Below are 13,156 nucleotides of genomic sequence, written 5' to 3' on the forward strand. Positions count from 1 at the left end.
GCCCGCTCACAGGAGGCGCGGCAGGAAGAGGGTGATCGACGGCACCATCGCGAGGACGGTGAGGCGCACGACGTCGAAGATCCAGAACGGCACGACGCCGCGGAAGATCGTCGCGAGCTCGATGTCCTTGATGGCGCCCTTGATGACGAAGACGTTGAGGCCCAGCGGCGGGGTCAGCATGCCGATCTCCACCGCGATCACCACGAAGATGCCGAACCACACGGCCGACTCGGCGGCCGTCATCCCGAGCTCCGGCGCCAGCGCCTGGACGAGCGGGAAGAGGACCGGCACCGTGAGCGTGATGATCCCGAGGCTTTCCATGAAGCAGCCGAGGATCAGGTAGCAGACCATGATGGCGATCAGGATGACGTAGGGCGACACGTCGAGGCCGGCGACGGCGCCGGCAAAGACCCGCGGCAGCCCCGAGAACGACAGGAAGAACGTCAGCACCCCCGCGCCGATGATGATGATGAAGATCATCGCGGTGGTGGCGATCGTCTCCAGCGCGACCGCCGTCAGCACCGGTCGGTCGAAGCCGACCTGCACGAGGAGGTAGATGAGCGCGCCGATGGCGCCGATGGCGGCCGCTTCGGTCGGCGTGAAGACGCCGCCGTAGATCCCGCCCAGCACCAGCATGAAGAGCGCGATCACCGGCAACGCGTAGCGTGTCGCCGCGAGGAGGGCGGTCCAGCCCTGCCAGGGCGAAGCGGGCCCCTGCGCGGGCCGGAACCAGACGATCAGCGCGATCACCAGAAGGTAGCCCGCGACCGTGATCAGGCCCGGAATGAGCGCCGCCGCGAAGAGGTCGAAGAGCGGCGTCTCGGTGATCAGCGAGTAGACGATGAGAATGACGCTCGGCGGGATGAGGATGCCGAGCGCGCCGCCGGCGGCGACGGCGCCGGAGCCGAGCCGGTCGTCGTAGCCGTGCCGGCGCATCTCCGGCATCGCCACCTTGGCCATCGTCGCGGCGGTGGCGAGCGAGGACCCGCAGACGGCGGAGAACATTGCCGACGAGCCGATCGTCGCCATCGCGAGCCCGCCGGTGCGGTGGCCGACGGCGGCGTTGGCGAGGCGGTAGAGCCCGCGGCTCATGCCCGAGGCGGACGCCGCGACGCCCATCAGCACGAAGAGCGGCACCACGGAGAGGTTGTAGTTCACGAACTCGCCCGAGGCGACGATGCCGAGCGTGTTCAGCGCGCTGTCGACGCCGCTGAGCGCGGTCAGCCCGACGACCCCGGCGATCCCCATCGCGACGCCGATCGGCACGTTGAAGGCGATGAGGACGAGCATGAAAGCGAAGCCGGCGACGCCAGTCCAGGAGTCGGGCGTCATGCGGCCTCTCCCTTCAGCATGGCGGACGTGTCCGCGGCGTTGGCGTCCTCCGGGAGAACCAGCACGGCGGCCTGCGTCAGCGCGGTGACGCACAGGAGGGCGGTGATGCCGATCCAGATCGGCCAGGTCTCGACGGCGATCATCCACATCTGGTCGCCCGAGGCCATGCGCTTCAGCGCGACGCGGCCGATCTGCCAGGCCATCAGGACGAAGAAGATGGTCGACAGCAGCGGTGCGAGCCGCCGCACGACCGCGCCCAGCCGGCCCGGGATCATCGTGACGAACACCGGCACGGCGACGTGGCCGAGCTGCATCGTGCAGTACGGGAGGCCGAGGGCGATGACGATGCCGAGGCCGTAGCCGACGACGTCGACGGCGCCGGGCAGGGCGGTGCTCGCGAGCTTGCGCACGATCGCGTCGATGCTCGTGTAGGTCGCGATGGCGACCAGCAGAAGTGCCGCAAGGACCGCGAGAGCGTTCACGGCGCGCTGCGCCAGCTGCACATGCATGGTGCATCCTCCCCATTCATTTTTGAGCGAGACTATTGTTCTGCATCGAGAATGGCAACTACCAGTGAGAATTCTGATGCCTGGGCTGTGCCGACTGGCACCGCTGATCATGGCATACCGACGCGCCAGATTGACTCAAAAATTCTGATTGGAGAATATCATTCTCAGAAATGGATAGGGAGGAACCTCAATGAAGCTACAGTCCATCGCCACCGCCTGCCTCGGCCTGGCGGCCGGAGCACTCCTGTTCGGCACCTCCGCCCAGGCGCAGGACGTCAGGCTCCGGTTCGCGGCGCCCGTGCCGGAACGACACTGGATCCTGCAGAACGATCTCTTCCCGTGGGCGAAGAAGCTGGAGGCCGAGAGCGGCGGGCGCCTCGCCATCGACATCCAGCCGGTCGGCGTGTTCGGAACGCCCGACAAGTACCTGGAGCTCGTCGAATCAGGGGTGATCGACGCCGCCTGGTTCGTCCCCGGCTATGCGCCCGGCCAGTACCCGCTGACGACCGCCGTCGAGCTGCCGTTCCTGTTCGACACCGCGGCGCATGCGTCCACCACCTTCTGGACGCTCTACGAGGACGGCCTCCTCGGTGACGAGTACGCCGACGTGAAGCCGCTCGCGCTGTGGATGAACGTTCCCTACATCATCATGACGAAGAACCATCCTGTGAAGGAGCTGTCCGACCTCGATGGCCTGAAGCTGCGCGCGTCAGGGCGGATGGTCGGCTCGGTGCTGGAGGCGATCGGCGCAACCGGCGTCGGCATGCCGGCCAGCGAGATGGCCGAGGCCATCCGGCTCGGCGTCCTCAACGGCACGGCCTTCTCGCACGAGGCCGTCGAGCCGTTCGGCATCGCCGACCAGATCACCGACTTCAACGAGATCCCGGTCGGCTCGATCACCCACATCGTGATCATGAACAAGGACAAGTATGAGAGCCTGCCCGACGACCTGAAGGCGCTCATCGACGAGAACTCGGGTCTGGTGCTCTCCGAGCAGCTGGGCCGGTCCTACGACACCGCCGACGCCCACGCCCGCGAGAAGTATGCCGGCAACGACCAGTACACCACGAACGAGCCGTCCGAGGCGCTGATGTCCGACCTCGAGACCGCCGTCGCGCCGGTCGTCGAGAGCTGGAAGGAGGAGGCGCGCGCGGCCGGCGGCGATCCCGACGCGATCCTCGCCCGGATCAAGGAACTGAACGGGGAGTGATCTCCCTCCGAGCGTGCCGAGCCGCCCGCGGTTTGGCACACTGGACGGGCGCGGCGACATGTGTCGCGCCCGCTTCGACCAATTCGACGCGCCCCGCCCGTGTGCATGATAAGAAGGCCTAACAGGAGTGAGGTGCAGTGGATAAGCAGACCCTGGCCCCAGCGCGATCGCCTCGGGACCACAAGGAGCCGCCGAAGACGGTCCGCGCCGTGGTCCAGGCGCTGAAGGTTCTGCGCGAGCTCGACCAGGCGGGCGGCAGCATGGGCGCCACCGCGCTCGCCAGGAAGGCCGGCCTCAACACGTCGACCACATTCAATATCCTGCGCACGCTCGATGCCGAGGGCATGGTCAACTTCGACCCCTCGACGAAGACCTATGCGCCCGCGCTCGGCCTTCTGGCGCTGGTGCGTTCGCTGGTGGGGCGTCAGGAGAGCGAGCTCCTGCGCCGCGAGCTGATGCAGATCGCGACGCGCGAGCAGTGCCTGATGGCGCTGTGGCAGATCGTCGACGACCGCGTCGTGCTGATCGACCGCGCTCTTGCCAACACTCCGGTGCGGCTGGACATGCAGGTCACCCAGCGCATGCCGAAATATCTCGGCGCCATCGGCCGGGTGATCGCGGCGAAATCCGACGTCGGTCCGGAGGAGTTGCGGCGCTGGTTCATGGCGATGCGCTGGAACAAGGCGCCGACCTTCGAGGAGTATCTCGCCCAGGTCGAGGAGGCGCGGCAGAAGGGCTACGGCATCGACGACGAGACGCTCTATGCCGGCATCGCCGTCGTCGCGTCGGTCATCACCGACGCGGAGGGCTGGCCGCTCTACGGCATCTCGGCGATCTCGCTCGTCGGCACGCCGCAGCACAGGCGCCTCAACCAGATCGGCGAGAAGCTGGCCGCGATCGCGGCGTCGATCTCGGGCGGCTAGGGCGCCGCCGCGTCAGGCGCACGGTTCGTTCAGTGGCCGGTGCCGTTCGCACCCTGTTCGGCGGCACGGCAGGCCTCGCGCAGCGCGGTGCCGAGTTCGGCCAGCCTGTCCGCATCCATCGTGCCCGAGAGGGCGATGGCGGAAATTGCCGCCACGGGCTCGCCGGGCGCCTCCGCCGCGACGCTCGCCACCGCGTGGACGCCCTTGTAGAGGTGCCCGGCATCGACCGCGTAGCCGCGCCGTCCGGCCTCGGCCACCTCGGCCCAGTAGCGCTCGAAGGGGATCGGAACCTCCCAGCGCAGCTCGTCGAACTTCGCCTCGAGGCTCGCCCGCGGGACCGCGCGCGCCGCCGCGACCGCGCGCCCCACCGCGCCGAGATAGACCGGCATGCGCTGGGTGACCTGCATGTCGAGCCGCAGCGGGCGGTCCGCCAGCGCGCGCTCGCGCAGGATCACGCGGGTGCGGGTGATCTGCCACAGCGCGGTCAGGCAGTCGAACCGCGTCGCGATGCCCGTCATCCGCTCGCGCAGCACCGCGTCGGCGTCGAGCGCGGGGACGGCGCGCGCCAGCTGCACGATTCCGGCGCCGAGCTGGTAGGTCTTCTCCGCCGCCCGGTGCAGCACCAGCCCCTCCATGGCGAGGGTGCGCAGGATCTTCAGCGCCGTGGCCATCGGCACGTCGGCGCTGCGGGCGACCTCGGTCAGGGTCATCGGTTCGCGTCCGGCCGCCAGCGCACGCATCAGCCGCACGCTGTTGCCCACCGCCGGGACGGGGTGGAAGTCGGCATCCTCCTTCCGTGCGGCGGCCTCTTCGTCTTGCCGGGGGGTGCCATCGTTCATCCGGCCGCGCCTCCCGGGACAGGCGGGAGCGGGAGGTCCGGGTGCGCGCGCTCGGCGGCGCTCATGCGAACTGGGTCTCGAACAGGCGCAGATAGTCACCTTCGCTGGTCGGGCGGGCGTTGGTGGCGTCCGTGAAGTCCGCCTTTGCCGCCCGTGCCAGCGACGGCACGCGGTCCCGAGTGACGCCCATCTCGGCGATGCCGGCAGGGATGCCGAGCCGCTGGTTGCGCGCCTCGATGGCGGCGATGAAGGCTTCGGCGTCGGGGCACCCGGTCGCCTCGGCGAGCGGGGTCAGGTCGACACTGTTCGCGGCGATGTTGAACCGCAGGACGCTGGGCAGGAAGACCGCGTTGAGGGTGCCGTGGTGAAGATTGAGGTCGTGCAGCCCCCCCCGCCGCGTGCGACATCGCGTGCACGGCGCCGAGCCCGTTGGTCATCGCCATCCCGCCCTCGGCGCTGCCCATCAGGAGGTGCCAGCGCGCCTCGCGGTCGTCGCCGTCGGCGGCGGCGCGCTCCAGATGGTTCCAGATGCGCCTGAGCCCGTCGAGCGCCACCGCCTCGGCAGGCGGGTTCGGGCGCGGGCTGAGGAAGCCTTCGATGCAGTGGGTCATCGCGTCCATGCCGGAGCCGACCGTCATCGCGCGCGGCAGCGACAGCGTCAGGTCCGGGTCCGAGATCGCCGTGCGCGGCTTGAGACCGGGATGGCGCAGGATGTACTTGCGCTCCCCCGGAACCGAAATCACCGCGCTCTGCCCGACCTCGCTGCCGGTCCCGGCCGTCGTCGGCACCGCGATCAGCGGCGGCAGGCGCGTCCCGTCGATGAGCGCCGTGCCGCCGGCGACCGCGTCGTAGCTCTCGAACGCTCCGTCGTGCGTGGCGAGCACGAGGACCGCCTTGGCAAGGTCGATCGGCGAACCGCCGCCGACCGCCACGACGCCGTCCGCCTCGTTCTCGACGTACGCCCGTGCGGCGGCCTCGCAGGCCGCCTTCGTGGGGTTGGCCGGGGTGTCGAGGAACGTCGCGACGGGCGGGGTGTCCATCGCCTCGACGATGCGATCCGTGAGTCCCGCGGCGGCGATACCGCGGTCGGCGACCAGGAAGGGGCGGGAGATCCCGGCGGCCCGCATCGCAGGCGACAGCTCCCGCAGGGCGCCGAACCCGAGGACCGTATCGGTCAGGAAATACAGTCGGCAAAGCGTGTCCACGATCGGGGCGCCCCTTCTCTTGTTGTCGTCGCACGCGCGTCCGCACGGCCGGTCGCGCGACCGCGTCCATCAGGCTAGGCGCCACTGGAGAAAGGTCAAGAAATTTCCTTGGCGAAAATATGCTTCCAAATATGAAATGTGAACGCTACCGTCTGCCCGCCGGCGATGGCAGCGGGAGACGCGAAGGGACATGACGTGATCGATGGGAGTGACGGGCGCGTGAGACTGACCGGGCGACACCGCCGGCCCGGTCCGAGGGCGGCGGCCACCGCGGGCGCCTCGGTCGACCCGGCACGGATCGCGCGGGCTGCATCTCCGTGGACGCCGACGGCGCGGAGGCGGTCGTGAGGGCGGCTGACGCGCACGGCGTTCAGCGCTCGGAGCCCCGGCGGTTGCTGCGTTTCGACGACTTCCGGCCCGGCACCGAGATCGCCCGCGCCGACATGGAGGTGCCGGCGGAGGCGGCCGAGCAGCTCCACCGCGCCTTCCCGGACCTCGCGGCCGAGGACGCCTCGGTGGAGCTCACCATCGCCATGCTGATGCGGGCCTATACGCGGCTCGTCGCCCCCCGCCCGCCGGGCAACATCCACGCCGGGCAGGAGATGCGGATCCACCGGGTGCTGACGCCGGGAGAGCGGTTCCAGGCGCGAGCCGATTGCATCGACAAGGAAACCAAGGCGGGGCGCAACTGGGTGAGGTTCGGCCTCGTCCTCGAGACCGCCGCCGGCCCGCTGGTCGACGCGAAGATGAGGTTCGTATGGGCGCAGTGACACAACGCTGGACGTCCGACTGGACCCGCATCGACGACGGCCGAACCCGCGCCTACGCCGAGTTGACCGATGACTTCAACCCGATCCACCTCGACGAGAGCTTCGCCGCCGCGACCCCGCTCGGGCGCACGATCGCACACGGCACGGTGTCGCTGGCGCACCTGATGCGGCACCTCCGCGACCGCCTCGGCGCCGCGCGGACTGAGGGGGGCGAGCTCGACATCCGTTTCCGCGCTCCGGTCTTCGTCGGCATGCGGGTACGTGCCGTGATCGAGGCGCCGGCGGACGCCGCCGGTCCCCTGCCGGTCGCGGTGGAGCGGGAGGACGGCACGCTCGCCATTTCGGGAACCTTCGCGCCCGGACCGCACCGCACGTAACGGCGACTTCGCTGCGGCCACCGACGCCGCGGTGAGGCTAGTCCCAGACCGACGGCGGATTCCCCCTTGCGGTTTCTTCAAGTATATCCTCGGTCACTCGGTCCAGAGCGTCGTTTGGCACGTGCTCCAGGGCAACTTGGGCAAACTGCGGCAATCCCATGAGAATGGCTGAAAGGCGTGCGACCTGCCTGCTACGACTCCTGATCTGAAACCATTTCATTAGAAAATTATATTGAATGAATTGAACATCGATCCACAAGATCTCTTTTTGTCTTCCAATTATCGTCGAGTACTGCAGACCCTCGCTTGAAACAGTATGTTTATCGATAAAATATGCCGATAAGAAGTAGAAGGATAAATAAAAAAGCCCTTTCAAGAATACGTATACCCACCATGACAGGTGTTGATTGGAAAGCGCGATGGCCGGGATCGTAACGACGACAGAAACAGTGCAGCTTGAAATGCCCAGTAACAGTGTAGGCAACGGATGGACAAGGCGGTTCATTTCAGAGTCATGGCGGCGCTTCAGTCTTGCGCGTCCGAGCCAGCCCATGAGAAGAGTCGTTGCAACGCCCCAGAAGGGCTATTGCAGCGCCTTGATCCATCCCGAATGATCGGCCATTAGAGGATCCAAAATCCTGTATCTGGGTCGTTGAAGCTCATCGAACACTACGCGACGCAGCCTATGGCACGATTCCGCCGTCAAGTCATGTCGGCTGCTCATAGCCCACTGTGGACGTGTGCCGATCGAGTATCCGCCTTTTGCGACGCGAGACGTTGTGTTTGTCTGATCTAAATCAAGAAGATTCGTGCGTCTGTTGGTTGTCATTCGCCGGACCATTCGAAATGTGCGCACTGGAATTTGAGTATATCTTTGGACGCCCTGCGAATATTCCTGAGTTTCGGCGGGACAGGATGACGAAATCGGTCACGTTCCTCCGAAGTGAGAAGAATGTAGATCTTAAAAGTCCACCGCAGGCGCATGTTGAGTGGATGCTGTCGGAATGTGAACCCCTCTTTGAAAGAATAAAGAGATTCATCTCGCTAGAAGGATGCAGCTCAAAATTGTTTATCCTATTTCAAACGGAGAATGACTGCGCGTATATCGATATCGCTCCTCAAACTCTTCAGCCATTTATAGACATTGGCGTCAAACTGTATATCAAGGTCGAATTTGACGGTAACGATCCATCTCTGGAGTGACGGGGCCTCGGTCTTCGACACGCTGAAGGTCCGCGTCCGTCGATATCCCGCGTCATCTCTCGGGGTGGCCGCTTTCCCGCGCGTGAAAGACCATTCCATCCCTAGAGTGTCGTGCCGGCGGTGCCGCCAGATTGCGCCGCGCATGGTGACCGTCGACCGGGCGTGATGTCCATTGACAGACGTCAATTCCGGCGATCGGGACGGGCCGTACACTGACGGGCAGAGCCGCAGATCGATCGTCCGCGATCGGATCGGGCTCCAATAAAAATAGTAGGTATGGGCAGGTCCATGAAAGACTTGGTCGTTATCGCTGCTGATGAGCTGTTCAACGTCTGGAATTACAAGGAACAGTTCGGGGTCCCGCTGCACACGCCCAATCTGGATCGTCTCGGCGCGATGGGGACCTCGTTCACGAACGCGCAAGTGACGACCCCGCTCTGCAGCCCGTCCCGCGCCGCGGCGCTGACGGGACAGTCCGCGTTCGCCACCGGGCAGTCCATCGGTGCCGGCTCGCCGAGGTGGTCGGAGGAGATCGATCTGACGAAGACGCTCCCGGCGGTCCTCAACGCGGCGGGGTACGAGTCCTACGGCTTCGGCAAGGTCTTCCACGAGTTCCAGCCCAGTCAAGCGGTCAGAACCCTCTCGTTCGACCACTATTATTCGCCGCCCGAGTACGCATACCGGCCCCCGGCGGATGGCCAGTACGGTGTCGGAGTCTTCGAGGGGCCGGAGGCCCGGCTCGGCGACGTGATCACGACGCGGGCGGCGGCCGACGTGCTGACCAGCTATGACGAGGCGGCGCCGCTGAGCCTGATGATCGGACTCTCCGACCCGCACGGGCCGATGATATCGCCGCAGTCCTACAGGGACTTCTACCCGCTGGACCAGATCGTCGCGCCGGAATGGACGGGCGATGAGGTTCCACCGTGGATGCAGGAGTATTCCAGGACCGAATTGTGGCCAACCATCCGCAACGACGGTTGGGCGGAGCGCTATATCCAAGGATACCTGGCCAACGTGTCCGAGATGGACGCCCGGCTCGGAACCATCCTCGACGCGATCGACGCGTCGGATCGCGACCCGGTGATCGCCTTCTGGTGCGATCATGGTTTCATGCTGGGAAACCATGATCTGGACGGGAAGTTCGCGCCCTACGAACAGGCGACGAGCACCCCGCTGATCTTCGTCGATCCCGATGCGGGACCGCGAGGCGTCAGGAATGACGGGGTCGTGTCGCTGCTCGACCTGATGCCGACCGTGCTGGATCTCGTCGGCGTGCCGGTCCCCGACACCGTGGAGGGAAATTCGCTGGCCGGCGTCGTGCACGATCCCGGCGTGCCGACCGAGGGCGTTGCCCTGACGGCCATCATGGGCACGATCTCGATGAGGACCCCCGCGTATCGCATCACGCGCTACGAGGACAACACCTACGAGCTGTTCGACTGTCGCCGCGACCCGGAGAACCAGCACAACCTCGTCGACGTGCCGCGATACGGCGCCGTGCTGGAGAAGCTGCAGCACTGGCTGCAGGCCGAGGCGGAACAGCAGGGGGTCACGTTCTTCGACCACCAGAAGGTCGTCCGGTTCGACACCGACTGGGGGCAGCAGTACTTCTTCAGCGCGAACGCGAGCAACATCCTCGCGATTTCGGACCCCGGCGGCTACGACCGGGGCCACAGCAACAACGCGCTGGTCCGGATGCCGGACTGGATGGAGGACTTCTGGTTCAAGCCCTCGTCCGACCCGGACGCCAACGCGACGACGATCATCGGCAATGGACTGGACAACCAGATCTTCAGCGCCGGGGCGGGCGGCGCGGACAGGGGGGGCGACGACACCCTGAAAGGCGCCGGCGGAGCGGACTACATCGTGGCGGGCCCGGGAGACGACCTGATCGTCGGCGGCAACGGGGTCGACACGCTGAACGCTGGCACCGGGGACGACCTGCTGCGCGGCGGCGCGGACGCGGACGTGCTGATCGGCGCGGCCGGCCGTGACTGCGCGTCGTACTGGACGGCGCCGGCGGCGGTCGTCGCGGATCTCAGGTCGCCGGGCACGAACACCGGGGACGCGGCCGGCGACACGTATGGCGGCATCGAAGACATCCAGGGATCCCGTTACGACGACCGTCTCGCGGGGGACCGCATCGGCAACGTCCTCACCGGCGGGCCGGGGCGGGACCTGCTGGAAGGCCGCAATGGAAACGACGTCCTGTTCGGCGGCAAGGGGCCGGACGTCCTCGTCGGCGGAGCGGGTAACGACGAGATGCATGGCGGGCGCGGCGCGGACGTCTTCGCGTTCGATCCGCACTTCGGCCACGACGTGGTGAGCGACTACAGGCCCGGCCTCGACCGTCTCGACCTCCGCGACCTGGACTTCGCCAGCGCGCGGCAGGCCGTCGCCGCCTTCGCCGCGCACGGCGATGACGCCGTCCTGCAGGTCGGCGGCGACGTTCTGACCCTCCATGGCGTTGACGTTCGGGACCTTTCGCCGATCGACATTCTCGTCTAGCGGTTCCCGCCATCGATCGGCCGGTGCGACGGCGCCTTTTCGGTCCGCTCTGCCCGGAAATTGGGCGGTACCTACACCAAAGGCGTTGACGGATCGGCGCGTCCGTCCGACCCTCTGCCCAACAAGTCAGCACAATAAAGCTGCAGGGAGGGAGAGGCATGACGATCAACGTGCGTCCGTCGGGCGGTCCGCTCGGCGCCGAGATCGAGGGCGTGGACCTCAGGGCGCTCGACGCCGCGACCTTCGAGGCGGTCGAGGCTGCGCTCCATGACCACCTCGTCATCGTGGTCCGCGACCAGACCCTCGAGCCTGCCGATCTGGTGGCCTTCGCCCGCCGCTTCGGCCGGCCGGAACCCCACGTCATCGACCAGTATCACCACGCGGCCGACCCCAATATCCTGATCCTGTCGAACCGCACGAACGAGCAGGGGGAGCACATCGGCCTCGCCGACGGCGGCACCTACTTCCACACCGACTATTCGTACCTGGCGACCCCGGCGCGCTGCACCATCCTCTACGCCATCGAGATCCCGGACGCCGAGGCGGGCACCACCTTCGCCGACCAGCGCGCCGCCTACGAGGCGCTGCCGGAGGAGGAGCGCGAACGCCTCGCCCCGCTCATCGCGCGCCACCACTACGGCAATCGCGACGACCTCGACAGAGCCTCGCGCACCGTCGCCTCCGTCCTGTCCGACGACCAGGAGGCCAGGATGGCCTGGGAGCGCCACCCGCTGGTGCGGCGCCATCCGCACACCGGCAAGCCGGCGCTCTACGCGGTCTCCGGCTCGTCCTTCGGGATCGAGGGCATGGACGAGGCCGAAGGGCTCGACCTGTTGCGCCGCCTCGCCAGCCACTCCACCGGCCCCGCGTTCACGTTCCAGCCGCAGTACCGCGTCGGCGACGTCATCGTCTGGGACAACGCCTCGCTGCTCCACTGCGCACCGCTGATGAGGAGCGAGGATCCGCGTACGCTCTGGCGCGTCACGGTCAAGGACGCCAGCCCGACGCTCCCGGCCTGACCGCCGCCACAGCCCGTCGCTCCATTGACCATCCTCCGACGAGTGCCGCACGGCGGCACGGCGCATCGACACTCCACCCTCGTCCGGGGCGGAGTGTCAGCCGAACGGCAACGCGCTTCAACGCCGCGTGAGCCGATTGCGGCGCCCGGACCGGGGCGGGAGCGTACGCGGTGAACCGGCCGAATGCCGAGCGGGACCGGTTCATCGCGTGCCAGCCCTTCACAATCTTTGCGGGAACGGCTTTCCCCGCGGGCCGAAGGCATGGGGTGGTGTCGTTGCGGTGATGATTGCCACTGCGCCCTTGCATCCGGTTCACCGCCGGGCGATAGCCGCGTCATGACTGAGACCGCCGTCGCCGCGACCCCTTCGGGTGAAACGAATACATTGCGCGGGGTCGCTTTCATGGTGGCCGCTGCGATCATTTTTGCCGCGCAGGACGGGCTTTCCAAGGCTCTGGCGGAGCAGCACTCGGCCCTCTTCGTGACCATGTGGCGCTACTGGGCGTTCGGCGCGGTGTGTCTGGTGATGCTCTGGCGGAAGGGTTTCCGGACCGGGCTCGCCTCGGGGCAGCCGCGCCTGCAGATCGTTCGCGGCGTCCTGCTGGCGCTCGAGATATGCGTCGCCATCACCGCCTTCGCGCTGCTCGGCCTTGCGCCCACGCACGCCATCTTCGCCTTCATGCCACTTCTCGTGGTGGCCCTTTCCGGACCCGTGCTCGGGGAGCAGGTGGGCTGGCGGCGGTGGACGGCGGTCGGAATCGGCATGATCGGGATGATGCTGATCATCCGGCCCGGCTCGCGGGCTGTGACGCCGGAGCTCGGCATCGCGATCGTCGGCATGGTCATGTTCGCCGCCTACCAGCTCATGACCCGCCGTGTCGCGCGGACCGACGCGGCGATGACCAGCTTTTGCTACACGGGCCTCTTCGGCGCGCTGACGATGACCCTGATCGGGCCGTGGTTCTGGTCCTGGATGACGCCGTGGGAGGTGGTGATGCTCATCATCCTCTGCATGACCGGCATGGGCGGCCACTATCTCCTCATCAAGGCGTTCGAGGCGGCGGAGGCCTCGGCGATCCAGCCCTTCACCTACCTCCAGACCGTCTTCGCCTCCGCGATCGGCGTCGCGATCTTCGGCGAGGTGGTGAGCCCCTGGACGATCCTCGGCGGCGCCATCGTGGTCAGCGCCGGCCTCTTCGCCTTCTGGCGCGAGCGCGTGCGGGCGAAGGCGGCGCGCGGCCTCTAGGGCCCGGCGGCCA

12 protein-coding genes and 1 pseudogene are annotated in these 13,156 nt (G+C 67.2%); 7 read left to right on the forward strand and 6 right to left on the reverse strand.

Going from position 1 to position 13,156, the window contains the following annotated elements:
* Positions 1-6: 6 nt before the first annotated feature.
* Positions 7-1,332 carry a TRAP transporter large permease gene (locus tag DLJ53_RS11865; protein WP_111345365.1) on the reverse strand — a complete coding sequence of 442 codons (1,326 nt, stop codon included), beginning with the start codon at positions 1,330-1,332 and terminating at the stop codon, positions 7-9.
* Positions 1,329-1,841 (reverse strand): TRAP transporter small permease, encoded by a 513-nt coding sequence (locus DLJ53_RS11870; RefSeq protein ID WP_162409146.1) that lies wholly within the window; start codon positions 1,839-1,841, stop codon positions 1,329-1,331. The genes DLJ53_RS11865 and DLJ53_RS11870 overlap by 4 nt, the downstream gene beginning before the upstream one ends.
* A gap of 190 nt (positions 1,842-2,031) precedes the next feature.
* Here DLJ53_RS11870 and DLJ53_RS11875 point away from each other — a divergent pair, with 190 nt between their 5' ends.
* Positions 2,032-3,051 (forward strand): TRAP transporter substrate-binding protein, encoded by a 1,020-nt coding sequence (locus DLJ53_RS11875; protein ID WP_111345368.1) that lies wholly within the window; start codon positions 2,032-2,034, stop codon positions 3,049-3,051.
* 137 nt (positions 3,052-3,188) lie between these two features.
* Positions 3,189-3,974 (forward strand): IclR family transcriptional regulator, encoded by a 786-nt coding sequence (locus DLJ53_RS11880; protein ID WP_111345370.1) that lies wholly within the window; start codon positions 3,189-3,191, stop codon positions 3,972-3,974.
* Positions 3,975-4,003: 29 nt separating this feature from the next.
* Here the strand turns inward: DLJ53_RS11880 and DLJ53_RS11885 are convergent, their stop codons facing one another.
* The 3 genes and pseudogenes from DLJ53_RS11885 to DLJ53_RS36765 form a co-directional block, all read right to left on the reverse strand.
* On the reverse strand, positions 4,004-4,813 hold the full coding sequence (locus DLJ53_RS11885; RefSeq protein WP_111345372.1) for an IclR family transcriptional regulator: 810 nt from the start codon (positions 4,811-4,813) through the stop codon (positions 4,004-4,006).
* A gap of 61 nt (positions 4,814-4,874) precedes the next feature.
* Complete coding sequence (locus DLJ53_RS36760; RefSeq protein ID WP_342353593.1) at positions 4,875-5,198, reverse strand: dehydroquinate synthase/iron-containing alcohol dehydrogenase family protein; 324 nt, start codon at positions 5,196-5,198, stop codon at positions 4,875-4,877.
* A gap of 58 nt (positions 5,199-5,256) precedes the next feature.
* A pseudogene (locus DLJ53_RS36765) lies at positions 5,257-5,940 on the reverse strand (iron-containing alcohol dehydrogenase); the annotation flags it as partial.
* 470 nt (positions 5,941-6,410) lie between these two features.
* Here DLJ53_RS36765 and DLJ53_RS11895 point away from each other — a divergent pair.
* Together DLJ53_RS11895 and DLJ53_RS35530 are read left to right on the forward strand one after the other, a co-directional pair.
* On the forward strand, positions 6,411-6,788 hold the full coding sequence (locus DLJ53_RS11895) for a hotdog family protein (RefSeq protein WP_146619936.1): 378 nt from the start codon (positions 6,411-6,413) through the stop codon (positions 6,786-6,788).
* Positions 6,776-7,165: a MaoC family dehydratase gene (locus tag DLJ53_RS35530; RefSeq protein WP_202913114.1), complete on the forward strand. Its 390-nt coding sequence runs from the start codon at positions 6,776-6,778 to the stop codon at positions 7,163-7,165. The genes DLJ53_RS11895 and DLJ53_RS35530 overlap by 13 nt, the downstream gene beginning before the upstream one ends.
* A 37-nt stretch (positions 7,166-7,202) precedes the next feature.
* Here DLJ53_RS35530 and DLJ53_RS34705 read toward each other — a convergent pair whose 3' ends face one another.
* Positions 7,203-7,718 (reverse strand): hypothetical protein, encoded by a 516-nt coding sequence (locus DLJ53_RS34705; protein ID WP_146619937.1) that lies wholly within the window; start codon positions 7,716-7,718, stop codon positions 7,203-7,205.
* 938 nt (positions 7,719-8,656) lie between these two features.
* Between DLJ53_RS34705 and DLJ53_RS11905 the strand changes: the two genes are divergently transcribed.
* The 3 genes from DLJ53_RS11905 to DLJ53_RS11915 all read left to right on the forward strand — a co-directional run bounded on the left by DLJ53_RS11905 (position 8,657) and on the right by DLJ53_RS11915 (position 13,143).
* Positions 8,657-10,879 carry a sulfatase-like hydrolase/transferase gene (locus tag DLJ53_RS11905; RefSeq protein ID WP_162409148.1) on the forward strand — a complete coding sequence of 741 codons (2,223 nt, stop codon included), beginning with the start codon at positions 8,657-8,659 and terminating at the stop codon, positions 10,877-10,879.
* Positions 10,880-11,037: 158 nt separating this feature from the next.
* Positions 11,038-11,898, forward strand: a complete 861-nt coding sequence (locus DLJ53_RS11910) for a TauD/TfdA dioxygenase family protein (protein ID WP_111345377.1) — start codon at positions 11,038-11,040, stop codon at positions 11,896-11,898.
* Between the two features lie 336 nt (positions 11,899-12,234).
* Positions 12,235-13,143 (forward strand): DMT family transporter, encoded by a 909-nt coding sequence (locus DLJ53_RS11915; protein ID WP_111345379.1) that lies wholly within the window; start codon positions 12,235-12,237, stop codon positions 13,141-13,143.
* Positions 13,144-13,156 lie beyond the last annotated feature (13 nt).

It is taken from the genome of Acuticoccus sediminis (genome assembly GCF_003258595.1).
Lineage (GTDB): Bacteria > Pseudomonadota > Alphaproteobacteria > Rhizobiales > Amorphaceae > Acuticoccus > Acuticoccus sediminis.